We start from the raw sequence: 18,506 nt of genomic DNA, 5'->3' as shown, positions 1-18,506 counted from the left end.
GGTCCGGCCGGCTCCCGCCCTCATCTGCGCCGGCCAGGCCGCAGCAACTAAACTGGACTGGATCCCGTACCCGTTCACCGTGAGGAAATGACTGCACATGGCAATTCTGAATATCCGTATCATCGGCGATCCCGTGCTGCGCACGGTTGCCGACCCTGTCACGGATTTCGGGCCGGAGCTGGCAAGGCTCGTTGCCGATATGACCGAAACCATGGAGGACGTGGAGGGCGCAGGCCTGGCCGCACCCCAGATCGGCGTCAGCCTCCGGGTCTTCACGTACCGCATCGGCGGCGTCGAAGGCCACATCGTCAACCCGGTGCTGGAAAACAGCGAGGACTTCCAGCCGGATGAGGTGGAGGGATGCCTCTCCATTCCGGGCTTGGGCTTCCCGGTCCGCCGATACCGCAGCACCCGGGTGACCGGGGTCGACATGAACGGCAACCCCGTCTCGGTGGAGGCGGAGGGCATGCTTGCCCGCTGCTTCCAGCACGAAACCGACCATCTTGACGGCATCCTGTTCACCGACCGGCTCGAAGGCGAAGACCGCAAGGCCGCCCTGCGTTCGATCCGCAACGCCAACTACGACTCCATCACGGAACAGACCACTGCCAAGCGTGCCAAGACCGTCGGCTCCAGCTTTGGCGGCGGCAGCTTTGGCGCGGCAACCGGATCCGGCAGCTTCGGCGCTGCCGGATGAGGGTCCTCTTTGCTGGAACACCGTCCGTAGCTGTCCCCTCGCTGGATGCGCTGGTGGCCGCCGGTTTCGAGATCGTCGCGGTGCTGACCCGGCCGGATGCGCCGGTGGGACGCAAACGTGTCCTCACGCCGTCGCCCGTTGCTGCCCGGGCGGCCGAGCTGGGCATCGACATCATCCACGCGTCCCGGGTGGACTCCGCCGTGACCGAACGGATCGCCGAAACCCGTCCCGATGTAGCGGCGATCGTCGCCTACGGCGGGCTTGTGCCCCGGGCGGCCCTGGACATTCCGCGGCACGGCTGGATCAACCTGCACTTCTCACTGCTGCCGGCCTGGCGCGGAGCGGCGCCCGTGCAGCGGTCCGTCATCGCCGGCGACGACATCACCGGTGCCGTAACTTTCCAGCTCGAGGAGGGGCTCGACACCGGTCCCGTCATCGGCACGCTGACCGAAGCCGTGGGTCCGGAGGACACCTCCGGGGCGCTGCTTGAACGGCTGTCCCACAGCGGCGCCGTCCTGCTTGCGCAGACACTGTCCGCCGTTGGGTCAGGCGCCGCGTCGCCGATTCCCCAGCAGGGAGAAGTCAGCCTGGCGCCCAAGCTGACCATCGACGACGGCCGCATCGACTGGTCGGAGCCGGCCCTGTCCGTCGGCCGACGCGCACGCGGTGTAACACCCCGAACCGGGGGCCTGGACCACCCTTGAGGGCCAGCGGCTGAAGCTTGAACCGGTGCGGCTCCGTCCCGACGTGACCGACATTCAGCCGGGTCAACTGGTTTTGGCCGGCAAGAGCGTGGTGGTGGGCACCGGTTCGCATGCCGTCGAACTCACCAACGTGCAGCCTGCCGGCAAGAAAATGATGGCCGCAGCCGACTGGGCGCGTGGCCAGTCTTCCCTCGAAAGCGTGGTATTCCAATGAGTGACTCCGGCAGAAGCGGATCCGGACAGGGGCGGCCAAGCCGCGGTGGCCAGCGCGGTTCAGGAGACCAACGCGGTTCAGGTGCCGGCGGTTCCGGTACGGGCGGCTCCGACCAGCGCCGCGGCGGGGGCGGCGCCAGCCGCCGCAACGCCCAGGGCCGGGAGCGCAACCGCGGCCCGCAGCGCAACTTCACCGGGAACGCACCGTCGCAGCGCACCCGCAGGGCAGACCCCGCCAGGCTGGTGGCCTTTGAAGTGCTGCGTGCAGTTGCTGCCGAAGACGCCTATGCAAACCTCGTGCTCCCGGCGCGCATCCGCCAGCACGGCCTCGACCGGCGGGACGCGGGTTTCGCCACCGAACTCAGCTACGGCGCGCTGCGCAACCAGGGCACCTACGACGCCATCCTCGGCCGCTGCGTGGACAGGCCCCTGGACAGGCTGGATCCGGCGGTCCTGGATGCCCTGCGCATCGGCGTCCACCAGCTGCTGGCAATGCGCGTCCCCGCGCATGCGGCCCTTGACCAGACCGTCGGCCTGGCCCGTGCAGTCATCGGCGCCGGCCCGTCCACATTGATCAACGCCGTGCTCCGCAAGGTAACCGCCCGCAGCCTGGACGAGTGGCTGGACGAGCTGGTCGCCGGCGAGCAGGACGAGAACAAAGTTGCTTCCGTCCGCTATGCCCATCCCGAATGGATTGTCCGTGCACTCCGGCAGTCGCTCGTGGCTCACGGCCGGCCGGTCGGCGAGATCAACGACCTCCTGGAAGCGGACAACGCAGCCCCCATCGTCAACCTGGTGGCGCTCCCCGGGCTGGGAAGCCTGGACGAGGCACTAGAGAACGGTGCCATCCCCGGCGAACTGGTGGAAGGGTCCGCGCTGTCCAGCGGTGGCGACCTCGGCCGGCTGGAGTCCGTCCGGTCCGGCACTACACGTGTGCAGGACGTTGGTTCCCAGCTGGTGGCCCGGGCCCTGGCGGCAGCCAGCCTCGAGGCAGGAACTGACAGCGGTACCGCAGAAAACGCCGGGGAGGCCTGGCTCGATCTCTGCGCCGGACCGGGCGGCAAGGCAGCCCTGCTGGGCGCACTGGCAAACGAACGCGGAGCCACACTGCTGGCCAACGAGCCCGCGCCGCACCGGGCCAAACTGGTCAGCCAGGCACTGTCCGCGGTTCCGTCAGACGTCTGGACCGTCCGGACCGGCGACGGCCGCGACCTCGGATCCGAGCAGCCGGCGGCCTTTGACCGTGTGCTCGTCGACGTGCCCTGCAGCGGACTCGGGGCCCTGCGCCGCCGGCCCGAATCCCGCTGGCGCCGCACGCCCAAGGATCTTGCCGATCTGGGACCGCTGCAGCGCGAACTCCTTAATTCTGCCCTGGCGGCCGTCCGGCCCGGCGGCGTGGTGGCCTACGTGACGTGCTCGCCACACCCGGCCGAGACCACCGCGGTGGTCAGTGACGCGCTGCGGAAGCGGGACGACCTGGAACTCCTGGATGCCGGCAGCGCGCTGGACTCCGTCAGCCTCGGCCGCGGCCTGGGCGCGGGGCATGAGAAGACCGCGCAGCTGTGGCCGCACATCCACAGCACGGATGCCATGTTCCTCGCCCTGATCCGCCGCAAGCGCTGAGTTCCCACCGACTGACCCCGTATCCCCGGAAATCCGTCCCGCGAAAGGACCCCGCATGACGCAGTGCTGCATCAACCCCAGCATCCTCTCCGCCGACTTCGTGAACCTCGAAGCCGAGCTGCAGAAAATCAGGAACGCCGATTCCGTGCATGTGGATGTGATGGACAACCACTTTGTCCCCAACCTCACCCTGGGGCTTCCCGTGGTCCAGCGGATCCAGGCGGTCAGCCCTGTTCCGCTGGACGCCCACCTCATGATTTCCGACGCCGACCGCTGGGCACCCGGATACGCGGACGCCGGCGTTGCTTCCGTCACGTTCCACGCCGAGGCGTCTATCGCGCCGGTAAAGCTCGCCCGTGAGCTGCGGTCCCGGGGTTCGAAGGCCGGGATGGCGCTGCGTCCCGCTACGGCGGTGGAGCCGTACCTGGACATGCTTCCCGAGCTGGACATGCTGCTGATCATGACGGTGGAGCCCGGTTTTGGCGGGCAGGCATTCCTTGACCTGACGCTGCCCAAGATCCGCCGCGCCCGAGCGGCGATCGAAGGGTCAGGCGTGAACGTGGCCATCCAGGTCGACGGCGGCATCACCGAGGAAACGATCGTCCGTGCCGCGGAAGCCGGCGCGAATGTCTTTGTGGCCGGCTCGGCCGTTTACGGGGCCGCGGATCCCGCCGACGCCATCGACCGGCTGCGCAAGGCCGGCAGCCTCTAGCCACGGGAACAGGGTCCTGCCCCCAGGAGCGCCGTCACGGCGGCCGCAGCCGGCCTCCATGACGGCCGCATGACGGTTTGTAGCGGGAATAGCCTGGGCACCCGCCAAGTTGTGTCAGAATAGCAACACACAATACGTGCTCCGGGGTCGGTGTAAGTCCGAACCGGCGGTGATAGTCCGCGACCCGCGAGCCGGCGTTTCCGTTATGGAAGCCCGGCGGACGGTTGAACTGGTGAAATTCCGGTACCGACAGTTAAAGTCTGGATGAGAGAAGCACGTACAGCTGTACTTGTGGCGTTCCAGAACGCCGCTGCGTTTCGCTGTCGTATCCCCCCGGAGCAGTCTCGGCTCTTGAGGGAAGGAACGACACGCACGCATGGACATCCTGCGTTGGCTCTTCGAGGCACAGATCCCCGTGGGCGGATCAGTGCTCATTCTCCGCGAAGTGCTGGGAAACACCTTTGGCCTGGCCAGTGCCCTCGGCGGCATGCGGCGCAAGGTCTGGGCATGGCCGGCAGGCATCGCCGGCAACCTGCTCCTCCTGACAGTCTTTCTGGGCAACGTCTTTGGCTCCGCCACGCCCGCCACGCTGTGGGGACAGGCCGGGCGGCAGGTCATGTTCATCATCGTGGCCGTCTACGGCTGGCAGCGCTGGCAGCAGAGCCGCCGGGCGGCAGGATCCTCGACCGCGATCGCCCCCGCCTGGGCCAGTGCCAGGACCCGTGTGGCGCTGGTACTCGCGCTGGTGGCCGGAACCGCTGCCCTCACCCCGCTCTTCGACTCCCTGGGCTCCTACCCGCCGGTGTGGGCCGACGCCTGGACCTTCATGGGCTCGCTCCTGGCCACCTACGGCATGGCCCGCGGCTGGACCGAGTTCTGGCTGATCTGGGTTGCCGTGGACGTGGTGGGCGTTCCGCTGCTCTTCAGCGCCGGGTACTTCGCCAGCGCCTTCATGTACCTGTTCTACGGTTTCTTCACCCTGGCCGGCTTCATCGTCTGGTGGCGGGCGTCCCGGACCCAGGCCCAGGCTCACCCCACGACCGTCGCCGACCCCTCGACCGTCAAGGTTGAGACCGCCTTCCCGGACCCGGCGGTGACCAGGTGACTGCAGCCCAGACACCGGTAACGGCCTTCACCGCCGCTGAAACAGCTGCCATGGACACGGCCCTGGAAGCCGCCCTGCAGGGGCCCCGGGGCGCCAATCCGCTCGTGGGCGCCGTCGTCGTCGGACCTGACGGACGCCAGCTGGCCACGGGTTACCACCGCGGTGCCGGCACCGCGCACGCCGAAGCCGACGCGATAGCGGCGGCGATCAGCTCCGGCGTCGACCTTTCCGGGTCCACGATGGTGGTCACCCTCGAGCCGTGCAACCACGTGGGCCGCACGGGACCGTGCGCCCAGGCCATCATCGACGCCGGGATAGCGAACGTCGTGTACGCCGTCGACGACCCCCATGATCCCGCCGCGGGGGGTGCCGCCACCCTGCGGTCTGCGGGAGTCAGCGTGCGTAGCGGACTGGCCGCCGAACGTGCGCTGGAGCTGAACCGGCGCTGGTTCCAGGCCGTCGACGCCAAGCGCCCGTTCGTTACCCTGCACATCGCCCAGACCCTGGACAGCCGGATCGCGGCCGAGGACGGAACCAGCCAGTGGATTTCCAGCCCTGAATCCCTGGCAGACAACCACGGCATCCGGAACCGGATCGACGCCATACTCGTGGGTACACAGACAGTCCTGGTGGACAACCCCCGCCTGACGGCCCGCGACGCCAACGGCGAAACCACCGGAAAGCAGCCGCTGCGCGCGGTCATGGGACTCCGGGACGTGCCGGAGGATGCCGCGGTACGCGGCGACGACGGCAAGGTCCTGCACCTTCCCACCCGGGACCCGCACGAGGCTTTGGCCATGCTGTTCGCGGCCGGGACCCGGCACGTCATGGTGGAGGGCGGATCGAGGATCCTCAGCGCCTTCCTGGCCGAGGGCCTCGTGGACGAGCTCATCGTCTACCTGGCGCCCACGCTGCTGGGCTCCGGAACACCCGCACTCAACGGCCTGGGCATCGGAACGCTGGCGGCGGCCCAGCGCTGGGAATGGGACGCCGCGTCCGGCGGCGCGGTCCAGTACCTCGGCAGGGACCTTCGACTTCACCTGCTCCCGGAGGAAGCCAGCCGGTTCCAGCCAACAGCAACACAATCAACGTCAACCGATTCACTATCTGTCCGCACAGGAGCGGACACAGCCATGGGAGGCTACTGATGTTCACCGGAATTATCGCCGAACAGGGAAAGGTCCTCTCCGTGGACCGGAATGGGGACACCAGCGCAACGCTGCGCCTGCACGCCCCCGGAACCGCTGAAGGGTTGCCGCTGGGCGGCTCCATCGCGGTCAACGGCGTTTGCCTGACGGCCACGGCCATCGACGGCAAGGACTTCAGCGTCGACGTCATGGGCGAAACCCTCATCCGCAGCACCATCGGCGAGCTCGCCGCGGGCGACCCCGTCAACCTGGAACGCTGCGTCCCCGCCGGAGGGCGCCTTGACGGCCACGTCGTCCAGGGCCACGTGGACGGCGTCGGCGAACTGCTCGAACGCGAGCCGCAGGGAAACTGGGAACGGCTCCGCTTCGGCGTGCCCCAGCGGCTTGCACGGTACATCGCGGAAAAGGGTTCCATCGCGATCGACGGCGTCTCCCTCACCGTCACGGCGGTCAGCCCGGCAGCCGAAACGGCGCCATGGTTCGAGGTGGGGCTCATCCCCACCACCCTGGCCGACACCGGGCTCGGAGCCAAGCCGGCCGGTGCCCGGGTCAACCTCGAGGTGGACGTGCTGGCCAAGTACACCGAACGGCTGCTCGCTTTCCGCGCTGAAGGCACGGCAGGTTCGGAGGTGCAGCTGTGAGCGGCACGGCAAAGCTTGACGCGACGGTTTCCGGCACGGCTTCGGCCGGGCTTGCCCCCGGCAATGTGACCCTGGACCCGATCGAGGACGCTGTCCGTGCCATGGCGGCCGGCCGGCCGGTCCTGGTGGTGGACAACGAGGACCGCGAAAACGAAGGCGACATCATCTTCGCCGCCCAGCACGCCACCCCGGCACTCATGGGCTGGACCATCCGCTACAGCTCCGGCGTTATCTGCGTGCCGCTCGACGGAGCCCGTGCCGACGCGCTGGAACTGCCGCCCATGGTGGAGGTCAACCAGGATTCGAAGGGCACGGCCTACACCGTTTCCTGCGACGCCGCCACCGGAGTGAGCACCGGCATCTCGGCCACCGACCGGGCGCTGACCGCCCGCGTCATATCCGATCCGGCCAGCGGGCCGGAGACGCTGACCCGTCCCGGGCATATTTTCCCGCTGCGGGCCGTTAATGGGGGAGTGCGTGAGCGCCCCGGCCACACCGAAGCGGCCGTCGACCTCTGCCGGCTCGCCGGCCTTGAGCCGGTGGGCGTGATCGCCGAAGTGGTGTACGACGACGGTGAGATGATGCGGCTGGACGGACTCCGGGTTTTTGCTGCCGAGCACGGCTGCCCCTTGATCTCGATTGAGGACCTGGTTGCCTATCTGGGAGCTGACCACCGTGTATCTTCACAGGAGAGCACTTTGGAAGTCAGTCCGGCCGGAGAAGGGGAAACACGATGACGGCATATCAGAAAGCGGAACCGAGCAGCAATGGACGGCAGCCGCATCCGGTGAGCAGCGGCCCCGTGGTCCAGCTGCCCACGGCGTTCGGTGATTTCGTGACGCAGGCCTGGACCGATCTGGTGACCGGCGCCGAACACCTGGCAGTCAGCTCTCCGAACGCACCCAAGGACGGCAAGGCGCCGCTGGTGCGCCTGCATTCGGAATGCCTCACCGGGGACGTTTTTGGCTCCTACCGCTGCGACTGCGGCGAGCAGCTCGCCTACGCCCTGGAGATGATTGCCGAGAACGGCGGCACGCTGCTGTACCTCCGCGGCCAGGAAGGCAGGGGCATCGGGCTGGCCAACAAGATCAAGGCCTACGCCCTGCAGGAGGCCGGGTTCGACACCGTCGAGGCCAACGAGCAGCTGGGCCTGCCCGTGGACGCCCGCTGCTACAAAGCTGCGGCGCAGATCCTGGCCGAAATGGGCCTGCACGAGATCCGGCTGCTGAGCAACAACCCGGATAAGCAGAACCGCCTGGCCACGGCCGGCGTGAAGGTCGTCGAGATGGTGCCCACCGAGGTGCCGTCGCGGGAACAGAACCTCCGGTACCTGCAGACCAAGAAGGACCGCATGGACCACCTGCTGACCCTCGACACCGAGACCGCGGGCCTGCCCCGCACCGGCACTGACACTTTTGACCACGAACAAGACTGAACGGATCACGAAGACTCAATGAGCGGACACGGCGCACCCCAGATTGACCTCACCACCCTCGACCCCGCGGAAACCTCGCAGTTGAAGCTGGCGATCGTCGCGGCAAGCTGGCACACCCAGATCATGGACGGACTCCTGGACGGCGCCCTGCGCGCAGCCAAGGACGCCGGCATCAACGAGCCGACGGTGCTGCGCGTCCCTGGCAGCTTTGAGCTTCCGGTCGCTGCCGCGCGGCTGGCACCGCACTTTGACGCCGTCGTGGCCCTCGGCGTCGTCATCCGCGGCGGAACGCCGCACTTTGACTACGTCTGCCAGGCCGCGACGTCGGGACTCACCGACGTGAGCGTCAGCACCGGCGTTCCGGTCGGGTTCGGCGTGCTCACCTGCGACACCGAAGAACAGGGCCTGGACCGGGCCGGACTGCCGGGATCCTCGGAGGACAAGGGACACGAGGCCGTCACAGCGGCACTCTCCACGGCCCTGTTGCTCAAGAACTACTAAGGAACATTTGCCCAGTTCCAGGGAGGGGCGGGGGTGCGGGCGCAAGCACACGATGTGTGTAATCGCTCACATCCCCGCCGTCATGGAACTGCCCGACAGGCGGGCTCCGGCCCCGAGCAAGTAGGCTGGAGGGCGTGAAGAATTTCGAGACGCTGTTCGCAGAACTGAGCGAGAAGGCAGCGACCCGCCCCGAGGGCTCCCGCACCGTCGCCGAACTGGAGTCGGGAATCCACGGCATCGGCAAGAAGGTCGTGGAGGAAGCGGCTGAAGTCTGGATGGCAGCCGAGTACGAATCCGACGAAGCCGCCGCTGAGGAAATCTCGCAGCTCCTGTACCACCTGCAGGTCCTGATGCTCGCCAAAGGACTCAGCCTGGAAGACGTCTACAAGCATCTCTAGCCGCCTCTGCGTGGCCCCGCTTGCCTGACCCAAACTTCCAAACCAGAAAGACCTCCTAATGCTGCGTGTAGCCGTACCCAACAAGGGATCCCTGTCCGAAGCCGCCTCCGCCATGCTCTCCGAGGCGGGCTACCGCCAGCGCCGGGACAGCCGCGAGCTGGTCATGGTGGACCCGGACAACGACATCGAGTTCTTCTTCCTCCGCCCCCGCGACATCGCCGTTTACGTCGGGCAGGGAACGCTCGACGTCGGAATCACCGGCCGCGACCTGCTGCTGGACGCGCAGGTGGAGGCTGAGGAACTGCTTCCGCTCGGCTTCGCCGCCTCGACATTCCGCTTCGCCGGACCGATCGGCGACTTCAGCGGTGTGGAGGAACTCGAAGGCAAGCGCCTGGCCACCAGCTACGACGGCCTCCTGCGGGATTATCTTGCCGAGCGCGGCATCAAGGCGAAGGTGGTCCGGCTGGATGGTGCGGTGGAATCCTCCGTACGTCTCGGCGTCGCGGACGCCATCGCCGACGTCGTCGAAACGGGCAACACCCTTAAGGCCGCCGGCATGGAGATCTTCGGCGAACCGATCCTCAAGTCCGAGGCGGTCCTCATCCGCCGCACCGGCGAGGGCGGAGCTGCCAACGGCACCGCCAAGGAAATCGACGTCCTGATCCGCCGCCTGCAGGGCGTCCTGGTGGCCCGCCAGTACGTGCTCATGGACTATGACATCCGCAAGGAACTCGTGGAAAAGGCCGCGGGCCTTACCCCCGGCCTGGAATCACCTACCGTTTCGCCGCTGCGCGACTCTGACTGGGTGGCCGTCCGCTCCATGGTGCCCAAGAAGGAAACCAACCGGATCATGGACGAGCTGTACGACCTCGGCGCCCGCGCCATCCTGGTCAGCAGCATCCACGCCTGCCGGATCTGACCCGGTTTCCTTCCGACAGCACACACCAGCAGTACAACAGGAGAAGTCATGGCTGTAGCCGTCCGCGTCATTCCCTGCCTGGACGTTGATGCCGGCCGCGTCGTCAAGGGCATCAACTTCGAAGGCCTCCGCGACGCCGGGGACCCCGTGGAACTGGCCCACCGTTACGACAACGCCGGCGCCGACGAACTCACGTTCCTGGACGTGACCGCATCCTCCGGCAACCGGGAAACGACCTTCGACGTCGTCCGCCGCACCGCCGAGGAAGTGTTCATTCCATTGACCGTCGGCGGCGGTGTCCGCGGCGTGGCCGAGGTGGATAAACTGCTGCGCTTCGGCGCCGACAAGGCCTCCATCAACACCGCCGCCGTGGCACGCCCCGACGTTATCGACGAAATCACCCGGCACTTCGGTTCCCAGGTGCTGGTGCTGTCCGTGGACGCACGGCGCGTCCGCCCCGGATCCCAGCCCACGCCGTCCGGCTTTGAGGTGACCACCCACGGTGGCCGCCAGGGCACCGGAATCGATGCGATCGCCTGGGCCAAGGAAGCGGCGGACCGCGGGGTCGGTGAGATCCTGCTGAACTCGATCGACGCCGACGGCACCAAGGACGGCTTCGACCTCGAGCTCATCCGGCTGGTCCGGTCCGCGGTCAAGGTTCCGATCATCGCCTCCGGCGGCGCCGGTGAACCCGCGCACTTCCCGCCCGCGGTCCAGGCCGGGGCGGATGCAGTGCTCGCGGCGTCGATCTTCCACTGGGGCCCGGACGACATGATGTCCCAGGTCAAGACCGCCATCCGGGACGCCGGCTTCGAGGTCCGCTAGTCCCCACCCAACTGACTCGCACTTGTTGTCGTTTTGAGCGCGCATAACGACAACAACTGCGAGTCAGTTGGACTACAGCCCTACCTCTGCCGACTGGAGGAGGGCGACGGCGTCCGGCTGGCCTTCGAAGGTGACCAGCGCATGGCGTGTGCGGCCGTGGGCATGCATGAGCAGCTCGCCGGGTTCACCCACGATCGCCACGGAGACGGGCGCGCGCTTGGCCACGTGCCGGGGGCCGGAGGGGCTGACCAGGACGATGCCGAGGTCCACGCCGCGGTAGAGGATGGCTGCCCGCTTGACGAGCTCATCCCAGAGGGCGTCCGAGTACTCCTGGTCGAGGGCGCGGGGTGCCCAGCGGTCAACGGCGCGCCGGACGTCCTCCGTGTGGACGAAATATTCGATCAGGTTGGAGCTCTCATCCAGCGCCTTGATCTTCATGGGCGAGAGGGCCGGCGGTCCCGCGCGGAACGAGTTCACAAGCTTGGCGTAGTCGTCGGCGGTCCTGAGCTTTCCGGCCAGGCGCGCTGTTGCCTTGTCGGAAGCCTTGGACAGGCTCTTGATGATCAGGCCCAGCCCGACGGCAGCCTTCCGCTCACGCAGGTACAGGTGTGCTGCGAGGTCTCTGGTCTTCCAGCCCTTGCAGAGCGTGGGGGAGTCAGGACCGGCCGCCAGCAGGGTCTCGGCCAGGACTTCTCGGGACGGATCGACGAAATGCATCACTTGGAAAACTAGCACGTCCCCGGTGGAGTTGCGCAGTCTGGTGATAACGGTGAATTTGTGCCGTTCTTCGCCGTGCTGCCGCGGCCTTTCCGGAACGCGAGACGCTTCAAGAAACTCCAAGCTTTTTCCAAGCTGATGCACCAAGTATTTGCAGGGGGAGTGCACGCAACTGGCTCCAGCGCATCATCAGACGAGTTTGGTCTGCTTCCGGGGATAAGCCGGAAGGCTGCAGTGGAGCGAACAAGAAAACTCCATCTGTGGCAGGGCAACACCCTTTCGCCCTTCACCGGGAGCGTTGCCGGAACCGGAACAGTGGCAGTGACAAGCCCCAGGGCGCACTCGGGAACATGCTCCGTCAGAAGGCCTACTGCACAGCGGAAGAAGCACAACGCCGCCGTCATCTGCCCGGCCCGCCGCCGCTGCGACGTCATCTACTCCATGCTCAGACACGGCACCTTCTACGAGGAAATACCCGCCGTCGCCGCTTGACCAAAAGCATAGGGACACCCCCGTCGGGCTGATATACGCCGGCGCACGGCCCGCAGGCGGCTCAATGCCCCTGCGGGCCGTGCACGTGTCGAGGGGAGCCCGGGCGCGGACGAGGGGAGCGCCACGGTGCTTGTGCCGGCGTCCTGACCCGGTACCCCGGGATGGGCACTAGACTTGACGTGATGTCTGAGCAGCCCGCCCCCAGCCCCGCCCACGCCCCAACCGCCGGCGCACCTTCTTCCGGCGCCTTGTCCTCCGTTGCGGGGGAAAGCCCGCTGAAGGGGAGCCCCCTTCCGGCGGAGATTGCCTCGGCCCTGAAGCGGGACGGCGCCGGGCTCGTGGCTGCCATCGTGCAGCAGTTCGACACCAACGAGGTCCTCATGCTGGGCTGGATGGACGATGAGGCCCTGAACCGGACCATGACCACCGGCCGGGTGACGTTCTACTCGCGTTCCCGCCAGGAGTATTGGCGCAAGGGTGATACTTCCGGCCACGTGCAGTGGGTCAAGTCGGTGGCCCTGGACTGCGACGGCGACGCCCTCCTCGTGCGCGTGGACCAGGTGGGGGCAGCCTGCCACACCGGTACCCGGACCTGCTTTGACGGCCGGGCCTTCGACGTTGTGGCAGGGCCGGCCAACTAACGGCCGGCGCCCCCACCCGACAGGCCTCCACGCGGGCCCCGTAATTATCAGGCCCACACCCAACAGGCTTCATACCCAGAACAGACGGAGAACCAATAGCGATGCAGGACCTCGGAATCATCAGCCCTGGCCTGGAGGAATTCCGGGAACTCGCCGCCCACAGCCGCGTCATCCCTGTCCGGCTCAAGGTGCTGGCAGACGCCGAAACACCGATCGGGCTGTACCGGAAGCTGGCGCAGGGCCAGCCGGGCACGTTCCTCATGGAGTCCGCGGCCGTCGGCGGTGCCTGGTCCCGCTACTCCTTCATCGGTTCCCGGTCCCGCGCCACACTGACCACCAAGGACGGGCAGGCGCACTGGCTGGGCGAGCCGCCGGCGGGTGTGCCCGTGGACGGAAATCCGGTCGACGCCATCCGCGACACCATTGAGGCGCTCCGCACCGACCGGTTCGACGGGCTTCCGCCGTTCACCTCCGGCCTGGTGGGCTTCCTTGGCTGGGAAACGGTCCGCCACTGGGAGAAGCTCACCAGCCCGCCCGAGGACGACCTGCAACTGCCCGAACTGGCCTTGAACCTCGTCACGGACATGGCCGTCCACGACAACATGGACGGCACGGTGCTGCTCATCGCCAACGCCATCAACTTCGACAACAGCTCCGAGCGTGTCGATGAGGCCTGGCACGACGCCGTCGCCCGCGTGAAGGAACTGCTGGCGCGCATCAGTACCCCGGTGGTCCAGCCGGTGTCCGTGCTGGAGCCGGCTGCCCTCGATTTCGCCGCCAGCGTCAAGGAACGGTGGCACGAACCGGAGTACCTTGCCGCCCTCGACCGGGGCAAGGAGGCGATCGTGGACGGTGAAGTCTTCCAGGTGGTCATCTCCCGCCGCTTCGAGATGGAGTGCGGGGCTTCGCCGCTGGACGTCTACCGGGTGCTGCGCAACACCAACCCGAGCCCGTACATGTACATCTTCAGCCTCGAGGACGCCGCCGGCCGGCAGTACTCCATCGTCGGGTCATCGCCCGAGGCGCTCGTGACCGTCACCGGCGAGGACGTCATCACCCACCCCATCGCCGGCTCCCGGCCGCGCGGCAAGACTGTGGACGCGGACAAGGCCATGGCTGAGGAACTCCTCGCGGACCAGAAGGAACGGGCGGAACACCTCATGCTGGTGGACCTGTCCCGGAACGACTTGTCGAAGGTCTGCGTTGCGGGCTCGGTGGATGTCACCCAGTTCATGGAGGTGGAGCGTTTCAGCCACATCATGCACCTGGTCTCCACCGTCGTCGGACGCCTCGCGCCGACGGCGAAGGCGTACGACGTCCTGAAGGCCACCTTCCCGGCCGGTACGCTTTCCGGCGCCCCGAAGCCGCGCGCCCTGCGCCTCCTGGATGAGCTCGAGCCGCACCGGCGCGGCATCTACGGCGGCGTGGTGGGGTACCTGGACTTCGCCGGCGACATGGACATGGCCATCGCCATCCGCTCCGCACTGCTGCGCGAAGGGCGTGCCTACGTCCAGGCGGGCGGCGGCATCGTGGCGGACTCGAGCAACCCTGCCGAGGCGCAGGAAACCGTCAACAAGGCCGCGGCCCCGCTCCGCGCTGTCCACACGGCCGGCTCGCTGCACAACATCGGCCCCGACTCCGTCACCGGGGCAAACTCCTGATGGCGTTTCCCGCAGGATCCGCCGTGCCCGGCAAAACGGGCCGCACGGTGCCGGGCTGGGCCCGCAAGTCCACGGTGGTGCTGCTGATCGCTGCGCTGGCGCTGGCGGCCTTCGGCACCACCACCCAGACCTGGCTGACGGTCCACCTGGACCCCCAGCAGCTGGGCCAGGCCGCCGGCGGCGACGGCCTCCAGGTCCAGGGCAGCAAAGCGGCCACCACGGTCACGGCCCTTGCCCTCGTGGCGCTGGCGGGCGGCCTGGCAGCCTCCATCGCCGGGAAGATCGCACGCTGGGTCATCACGGCCATCATCGTGCTGGCCGCAGCCGGCATCATTGCCGCGGCGGCCACCGTACTCGCAGATCCGCTGGCCGCAGCCCAGGGCTCCATCGCCGCCGCCACGGGGGTGTCGGGAGGGACCGCGGACGTGACCGTCAGCGCCTTCCCGGTGCTCGCCGTCGTCGCAGGTTCGCTGTTGGCCATCGGCGGCCTGCTGGTGGTTCCGGCGGGACGCTACTGGAAGTCGCGGACCAAATACGACGCCGCGGCGGCAGGTCCGGCCGCCGAACAGGGCGGCCCGGTGGACGAGATCGACAGCTGGGACAGGCTCTCCCGGGGCGATGACCCCACCTGAGCCGCGGGTCACGCAGCCACGCACCCCGGCAGCGATGCCGAAGGCCGCGGCAAAAAATGGCAGAATGTAAGCAGTATTGATCCTGAGGAGATTCACATGAGCAAAGCCACTGTTTCCGGTACAAAGCCCGCGGCCCCCAAGGAGCACCACGGCATCGACCACAGCATCGACCTGGGCCACGGCAACAGCCCGGCCGCCTGGACCTGCGTGATCGTCATGCTCATCGGCGCCCTCATCGCCTCCATCGCGTTCGTCATTGCCAACAGCCCGATCTTCTGGGCCGGCATCGCCGTCATGTTCGTTGGCCTGCTGGCCGGCTTCATCATGCGCAAGGCAGGCTACGGCGTGGGCGGCAGCAAGATCAAGAACACCGGCCACTAATCGTGACTGTTCTCGACGACATCAACGCCGGTGCCAGGGAGGACATGGAGGACCGGAAGCGCCTCGTGTCCCTCGCGGAACTGAAAGACCGCGCCCTGGCGGCGGCTCCTGCCCGTGACGCCTGGGCTGCCCTTGGCGGGCTGTCGCAGGACCGCGGTGAGCTCAAGGTCATCGCCGAGATCAAGCGCCGTAGCCCCTCCAAGGGCGACCTCGCCAGCATCGCGGACCCCGCATCGCTGGCCGTGCAGTACGCTGACGGCGGAGCCGCGGTGATCAGCGTGCTGACCGAGCAGCGCCGTTTCAGCGGTTCGCTGGCCGACCTGGACGCCGTCCGCGGCCGGGTGGACGTGCCGCTGCTGCGCAAGGACTTCACGCTGGACGAGTACCAGATCTGGGAAGCCCGCGCCCACGGCGCGGACCTCATCCTGCTGATCGTCGCCGCGCTGTCCGACCAGCAGCTGCGCGAGTTCAGCGCCCTGAGCCGTGAACTCGGCATGAACGTGCTGGTGGAAACGCACACGCCGGATGAAGTCGAGCGCGCCGTGGCCGCCGACGCCAGGATCATCGGCGTCAACGTCCGCAACCTCAAGACGCTCGACGTAGACCGTTCCGTTTTCGCCTCGCTCGCGGGCAGCATCCCCGCCGGCGCCGTGGTGGTGGCGGAGTCGGGCGTTCGGAACGCCGACGACGTTGCGCACTACGCGGCGCATGGCGCCAACGCCATCCTCGTGGGGGAGGCGCTCGTCAGCGACGCCACCCCGCGTGAACGCATCGCGGAGTTCACGGCGGCCGGCGCAGCGGCCATTGCCGCCCGGGCCTGAGCTCCCACCCAACCGTGGCACCTTCTGTCCGCACGACGTGCGGACAGATGGCGCCTGACATCAATAGGAAAAAGTGAACAGGATGGTGAGACTGATGGCCGACGCGCCAACAGCCGGCTCTGACCAGGGCTCGGTGGATGCATTCCTGCAGGGAGGCACCTCGCTGCGCCACGCCCCGGGGCCCTACTTCGGCGCCTATGGCGGGCGCTGGATGCCTGAGTCACTGATCGCGGCCCTGGACGAGCTCGAGGACACGTTCGAGAAGGCCAAGGCCGATCCCGGGTTCACCGCCCAGATCGCGGACCTGAATAAGAACTACTCCGGCCGGCCCTCGCTCCTGACCGAGGCGAAGCGCTTTGCTGAGCACGCCGGCGGAGTCCGGATCTTCCTCAAGCGCGAGGACCTGAACCACACAGGCTCGCACAAGATCAACAACGTGCTGGGACAGGCGCTGCTTGCCAAGCGGATGGGCAAGACCCGCGTGATCGCCGAGACCGGCGCGGGCCAGCACGGCGTGGCCAGTGCGACGGCAGCTGCCCTGCTGGGCCTGGAATGCGTGGTCTACATGGGCGCCGAGGACTGCCGCCGGCAGGCGCTGAACGTGGCCCGGATGGAACTCCTGGGCGCCACGGTCATCCCCGTCACCAACGGATCGCAGACCCTCAAGGACGCGATCAACGAAGCCCTCCGGGACTGGGTGGCCAACGTCGGCAACACCCACTACCTGCTCGGCACGGCAGCAGGCGCCCACCCGTTCCCGGCCCTGGTCCGGTACTTCCATGAAGTCATCGGCGAGGAGGCCCGCGCCCAGATCCTCGAGCAGGCAGGCCGGCTGCCGGACGCCGTCTGCGCCTGCATCGGCGGCGGCTCCAACGCCATCGGCATCTTCCACGGCTTCCTCGATGACCCGTCCGTGAAGATTTACGGCTTCGAGGCCGGCGGTGACGGCGTCGAAACCGGCCGCCACGCGGCCACCATCACGCTCGGCCGGCCCGGGGTGCTGCACGGTGCCCGGTCCTACCTGATGCAGGACGACGACGGCCAGACCATCGAGTCGCACTCCATCTCCGCCGGTCTGGACTACCCCGGCGTCGGACCGGAGCACTCCTACCTGGCCGACATCGGACGCGTCAGCTACGAGCCGATCACGGACAGCGAAGCCATGGAAGCCTTCCGGCTCCTGTGCCGCAACGAGGGCATCATCCCCGCGATCGAGTCCTCCCACGCCCTGGCCGGCGCCATCAAGGTGGGCCAGCGGCTGGCCGCCGAAGCCGGCCCCGCCGGGGCCGCAGACAAGATCGTGATCGTGAACCTGTCCGGCAGGGGAGACAAGGACGTGGCCACCGCGGCAGAGTGGTTCGACCTCCTGGACCAGGACTCGGCCGAAGCAACCATCGGCAAGGAAGGGGAGCAGCTGTGACCACGGCCCCCAACACCAGCACTTCGGCCACCAGCAAGTCGGCCATCGCGATCGACAAGGCCCGCGCGGAGGGCCGTGCGGCCCTGATCGGCTATCTGCCCGCGGGGTACCCCAGCGTCGAGGAGACCATCGCCGCCGGCATCGCCCTCGCGGAAAACGGCGCCGACCTGATCGAGATCGGCATCCCGTACTCGGACCCCGTCATGGACGGCCCGGTCATCCAGGCGGCCACCACCGAGGCCCTGGCCAACGGCTTCCACGTCCGGCAGGTCTTTGACGTCGTCGCCGGGATCACCAGCCAGACCGACGCCGCCGTCCTGGTCATGACGTACTGGAATCCCGTGGTCCGGATGGGCGTGGATGAGTTCTCGCGGCGCCTGGCCGAGGCCGGGGGAGCCGGGCTCATCACCCCGGATCTGATCCCGGATGAGGCGGCCGAGTGGATGGACGCGTCGGAGAAGTACGGCCTGGACCGGGTCTTCCTGGTGGCGCCCTCCTCCACGCCCGAGCGCATGCGCCGGACCGTGGAGGCGAGCCGAGGCTTCGTCTACGCGGTCTCCATCATGGGCGTCACCGGCGCCCGCACGGCCGTAAGCGATGCCGCCACCGGCGTCGTCGCCGCGGCCAAGGCAGCCGGCGCGGAACGCGTGTGCGTCGGCCTCGGCGTGTCCACCGCCGCTCAGGTCGCGGAGATCGCGGCCTACGCGGACGGCGTCATCGTCGGTTCGGCGCTCGTCGCGGCCGTGCGCGACGGCGGCGTGGACGCCGTCGCGAAGCTCACGAAAGACCTCAGTACCGGACTGACCAGGAAGTAACGCAA

20 protein-coding genes, 2 pseudogenes and 1 riboswitch are annotated in these 18,506 nt (G+C 67.9%); of the genes and pseudogenes, 21 read left to right on the top strand and 1 reads right to left on the bottom strand.

Features of this window, described 5'->3' with window-relative positions:
- Positions 1-97: 97 nt before the first annotated feature.
- The 13 genes and pseudogenes from def to hisF all read left to right on the top strand — a co-directional run bounded on the left by def (position 98) and on the right by hisF (position 10,921).
- Positions 98-697: a peptide deformylase gene (gene def, locus ABIE00_RS15070; protein ID WP_354261567.1), complete on the top strand. Its 600-nt coding sequence runs from the start codon at positions 98-100 to the stop codon at positions 695-697.
- Positions 694-1,615, top strand: a pseudogene (gene fmt, locus ABIE00_RS15065) (methionyl-tRNA formyltransferase). The gene def and the pseudogene fmt overlap by 4 nt, the downstream one beginning before the upstream one ends.
- The gene (locus ABIE00_RS15060) at positions 1,612-3,237 is read left to right on the top strand and encodes an RsmB/NOP family class I SAM-dependent RNA methyltransferase (RefSeq protein WP_354261565.1); all 1,626 of its coding nucleotides are present in this window, start codon (positions 1,612-1,614) and stop codon (positions 3,235-3,237) included. The pseudogene fmt and the gene ABIE00_RS15060 overlap by 4 nt, the downstream one beginning before the upstream one ends.
- 55 nt (positions 3,238-3,292) lie before the next feature.
- Positions 3,293-3,949, top strand: coding sequence for a ribulose-phosphate 3-epimerase (gene rpe / locus ABIE00_RS15055; RefSeq protein WP_354261563.1), 657 nt, complete (start codon positions 3,293-3,295; stop codon positions 3,947-3,949).
- 132 nt (positions 3,950-4,081) lie between these two features.
- Positions 4,082-4,230: riboswitch (FMN riboswitch) on the top strand.
- A 95-nt stretch (positions 4,231-4,325) separates the two neighbouring features.
- On the top strand, positions 4,326-5,054 hold the full coding sequence (pnuC, locus tag ABIE00_RS15050) for a nicotinamide riboside transporter PnuC (protein ID WP_354261562.1): 729 nt from the start codon (positions 4,326-4,328) through the stop codon (positions 5,052-5,054).
- A gap of 50 nt (positions 5,055-5,104) precedes the next feature.
- Positions 5,105-6,202: a bifunctional diaminohydroxyphosphoribosylaminopyrimidine deaminase/5-amino-6-(5-phosphoribosylamino)uracil reductase RibD gene (ribD, locus tag ABIE00_RS15045; protein WP_354263373.1), complete on the top strand. Its 1,098-nt coding sequence runs from the start codon at positions 5,105-5,107 to the stop codon at positions 6,200-6,202.
- Complete coding sequence (locus tag ABIE00_RS15040) at positions 6,202-6,843, top strand: riboflavin synthase (protein ID WP_354261560.1); 642 nt, start codon at positions 6,202-6,204, stop codon at positions 6,841-6,843. The genes ribD and ABIE00_RS15040 overlap by 1 nt, the downstream gene beginning before the upstream one ends.
- A 65-nt stretch (positions 6,844-6,908) precedes the next feature.
- Positions 6,909-7,580, top strand: coding sequence for a 3,4-dihydroxy-2-butanone-4-phosphate synthase (gene ribB, locus ABIE00_RS15035; protein ID WP_354263371.1), 672 nt, complete (start codon positions 6,909-6,911; stop codon positions 7,578-7,580).
- A complete protein-coding gene (ribA, locus tag ABIE00_RS15030) occupies positions 7,577-8,278 on the top strand; it encodes a GTP cyclohydrolase II (protein WP_354261558.1) in 702 nt (233 codons plus the stop codon). Before ribB ends, ribA begins: the two co-directional genes overlap by 4 nt.
- A gap of 18 nt (positions 8,279-8,296) precedes the next feature.
- Positions 8,297-8,779, top strand: coding sequence for a 6,7-dimethyl-8-ribityllumazine synthase (gene ribH, locus ABIE00_RS15025; protein ID WP_003801528.1), 483 nt, complete (start codon positions 8,297-8,299; stop codon positions 8,777-8,779).
- Positions 8,780-8,913: 134 nt separating this feature from the next.
- Complete coding sequence (locus ABIE00_RS15020; protein WP_003801526.1) at positions 8,914-9,177, top strand: phosphoribosyl-ATP diphosphatase; 264 nt, start codon at positions 8,914-8,916, stop codon at positions 9,175-9,177.
- Positions 9,178-9,235: 58 nt separating this feature from the next.
- Positions 9,236-10,096: an ATP phosphoribosyltransferase gene (gene hisG, locus ABIE00_RS15015; RefSeq protein ID WP_331574743.1), complete on the top strand. Its 861-nt coding sequence runs from the start codon at positions 9,236-9,238 to the stop codon at positions 10,094-10,096.
- A gap of 48 nt (positions 10,097-10,144) precedes the next feature.
- Positions 10,145-10,921, top strand: a complete 777-nt coding sequence (hisF, locus tag ABIE00_RS15010; protein WP_307027100.1) for an imidazole glycerol phosphate synthase subunit HisF — start codon at positions 10,145-10,147, stop codon at positions 10,919-10,921.
- A 72-nt stretch (positions 10,922-10,993) separates the two neighbouring features.
- Here hisF and ABIE00_RS15005 read toward each other — a convergent pair whose 3' ends face one another.
- Positions 10,994-11,638, bottom strand: a complete 645-nt coding sequence (locus ABIE00_RS15005) for a TIGR03085 family metal-binding protein (RefSeq protein ID WP_354263369.1) — start codon at positions 11,636-11,638, stop codon at positions 10,994-10,996.
- Between the two features lie 363 nt (positions 11,639-12,001).
- Here ABIE00_RS15005 and ABIE00_RS25980 point away from each other — a divergent pair.
- The 8 genes and pseudogenes from ABIE00_RS25980 to trpA form a co-directional block, all read left to right on the top strand.
- Positions 12,002-12,130: pseudogene (locus ABIE00_RS25980) on the top strand (IS110 family transposase); the annotation flags it as partial.
- A gap of 182 nt (positions 12,131-12,312) precedes the next feature.
- Positions 12,313-12,771 (top strand): phosphoribosyl-AMP cyclohydrolase, encoded by a 459-nt coding sequence (gene hisI / locus ABIE00_RS14995; protein WP_354261555.1) that lies wholly within the window; start codon positions 12,313-12,315, stop codon positions 12,769-12,771.
- Between the two features lie 101 nt (positions 12,772-12,872).
- Complete coding sequence (locus tag ABIE00_RS14990) at positions 12,873-14,432, top strand: anthranilate synthase component I (RefSeq protein WP_354261553.1); 1,560 nt, start codon at positions 12,873-12,875, stop codon at positions 14,430-14,432.
- Positions 14,432-15,064, top strand: coding sequence for a Trp biosynthesis-associated membrane protein (locus ABIE00_RS14985; protein WP_354261551.1), 633 nt, complete (start codon positions 14,432-14,434; stop codon positions 15,062-15,064). The genes ABIE00_RS14990 and ABIE00_RS14985 overlap by 1 nt, the downstream gene beginning before the upstream one ends.
- 96 nt (positions 15,065-15,160) lie before the next feature.
- Positions 15,161-15,445 carry an HGxxPAAW family protein gene (locus tag ABIE00_RS14980; RefSeq protein ID WP_331574738.1) on the top strand — a complete coding sequence of 95 codons (285 nt, stop codon included), beginning with the start codon at positions 15,161-15,163 and terminating at the stop codon, positions 15,443-15,445.
- A 2-nt stretch (positions 15,446-15,447) separates the two neighbouring features.
- Positions 15,448-16,266 (top strand): indole-3-glycerol phosphate synthase TrpC, encoded by an 819-nt coding sequence (gene trpC / locus ABIE00_RS14975; protein WP_354261549.1) that lies wholly within the window; start codon positions 15,448-15,450, stop codon positions 16,264-16,266.
- 94 nt (positions 16,267-16,360) lie between these two features.
- A complete protein-coding gene (gene trpB, locus ABIE00_RS14970; RefSeq protein ID WP_354261547.1) occupies positions 16,361-17,686 on the top strand; it encodes a tryptophan synthase subunit beta in 1,326 nt (441 codons plus the stop codon).
- Entirely contained in the window at positions 17,683-18,501 is an 819-nt protein-coding gene (gene trpA / locus ABIE00_RS14965; RefSeq protein WP_354261545.1) for a tryptophan synthase subunit alpha, read from the top strand. The genes trpB and trpA overlap by 4 nt, the downstream gene beginning before the upstream one ends.
- Positions 18,502-18,506: the final 5 nt, after the last annotated feature.

It is taken from the genome of Arthrobacter sp. OAP107 (assembly GCF_040546765.1).
Classification (GTDB): Bacteria; Actinomycetota; Actinomycetes; order Actinomycetales; family Micrococcaceae; genus Arthrobacter.
Note: the sequence above shows the minus strand (reverse complement) of the source record. Positions and strands in the feature narration are given on the sequence as shown.

Excerpts from the sequence above, each read along its gene's own strand:
- def (WP_354261567.1), top strand. The coding sequence starts at position 98 with ATGGCAATTCTGAATATCCGTATCATCGGCGATCCCGTGCTGCGCACG.
- ABIE00_RS15060 (WP_354261565.1), top strand. The coding sequence starts at position 1,612 with ATGAGTGACTCCGGCAGAAGCGGATCCGGACAGGGGCGGCCAAGCCGC.
- rpe (WP_354261563.1), top strand. The coding sequence starts at position 3,293 with ATGACGCAGTGCTGCATCAACCCCAGCATCCTCTCCGCCGACTTCGTG.
- pnuC (WP_354261562.1), top strand. The coding sequence starts at position 4,326 with ATGGACATCCTGCGTTGGCTCTTCGAGGCACAGATCCCCGTGGGCGGA.
- ribD (WP_354263373.1), top strand. The coding sequence starts at position 5,105 with ATGGACACGGCCCTGGAAGCCGCCCTGCAGGGGCCCCGGGGCGCCAAT.
- ABIE00_RS15040 (WP_354261560.1), top strand. The coding sequence starts at position 6,202 with ATGTTCACCGGAATTATCGCCGAACAGGGAAAGGTCCTCTCCGTGGAC.
- ribA (WP_354261558.1), top strand. The coding sequence starts at position 7,577 with ATGACGGCATATCAGAAAGCGGAACCGAGCAGCAATGGACGGCAGCCG.
- ribH (WP_003801528.1), top strand. The coding sequence starts at position 8,297 with ATGAGCGGACACGGCGCACCCCAGATTGACCTCACCACCCTCGACCCC.
- hisG (WP_331574743.1), top strand. The coding sequence starts at position 9,236 with ATGCTGCGTGTAGCCGTACCCAACAAGGGATCCCTGTCCGAAGCCGCC.
- hisF (WP_307027100.1), top strand. The coding sequence starts at position 10,145 with ATGGCTGTAGCCGTCCGCGTCATTCCCTGCCTGGACGTTGATGCCGGC.
- ABIE00_RS15005 (WP_354263369.1), bottom strand. The coding sequence starts at position 11,638 with ATGCATTTCGTCGATCCGTCCCGAGAAGTCCTGGCCGAGACCCTGCTG.
- hisI (WP_354261555.1), top strand. The coding sequence starts at position 12,313 with ATGTCTGAGCAGCCCGCCCCCAGCCCCGCCCACGCCCCAACCGCCGGC.
- ABIE00_RS14990 (WP_354261553.1), top strand. The coding sequence starts at position 12,873 with ATGCAGGACCTCGGAATCATCAGCCCTGGCCTGGAGGAATTCCGGGAA.
- ABIE00_RS14985 (WP_354261551.1), top strand. The coding sequence starts at position 14,432 with ATGGCGTTTCCCGCAGGATCCGCCGTGCCCGGCAAAACGGGCCGCACG.
- ABIE00_RS14980 (WP_331574738.1), top strand. The coding sequence starts at position 15,161 with ATGAGCAAAGCCACTGTTTCCGGTACAAAGCCCGCGGCCCCCAAGGAG.
- trpB (WP_354261547.1), top strand. The coding sequence starts at position 16,361 with ATGGCCGACGCGCCAACAGCCGGCTCTGACCAGGGCTCGGTGGATGCA.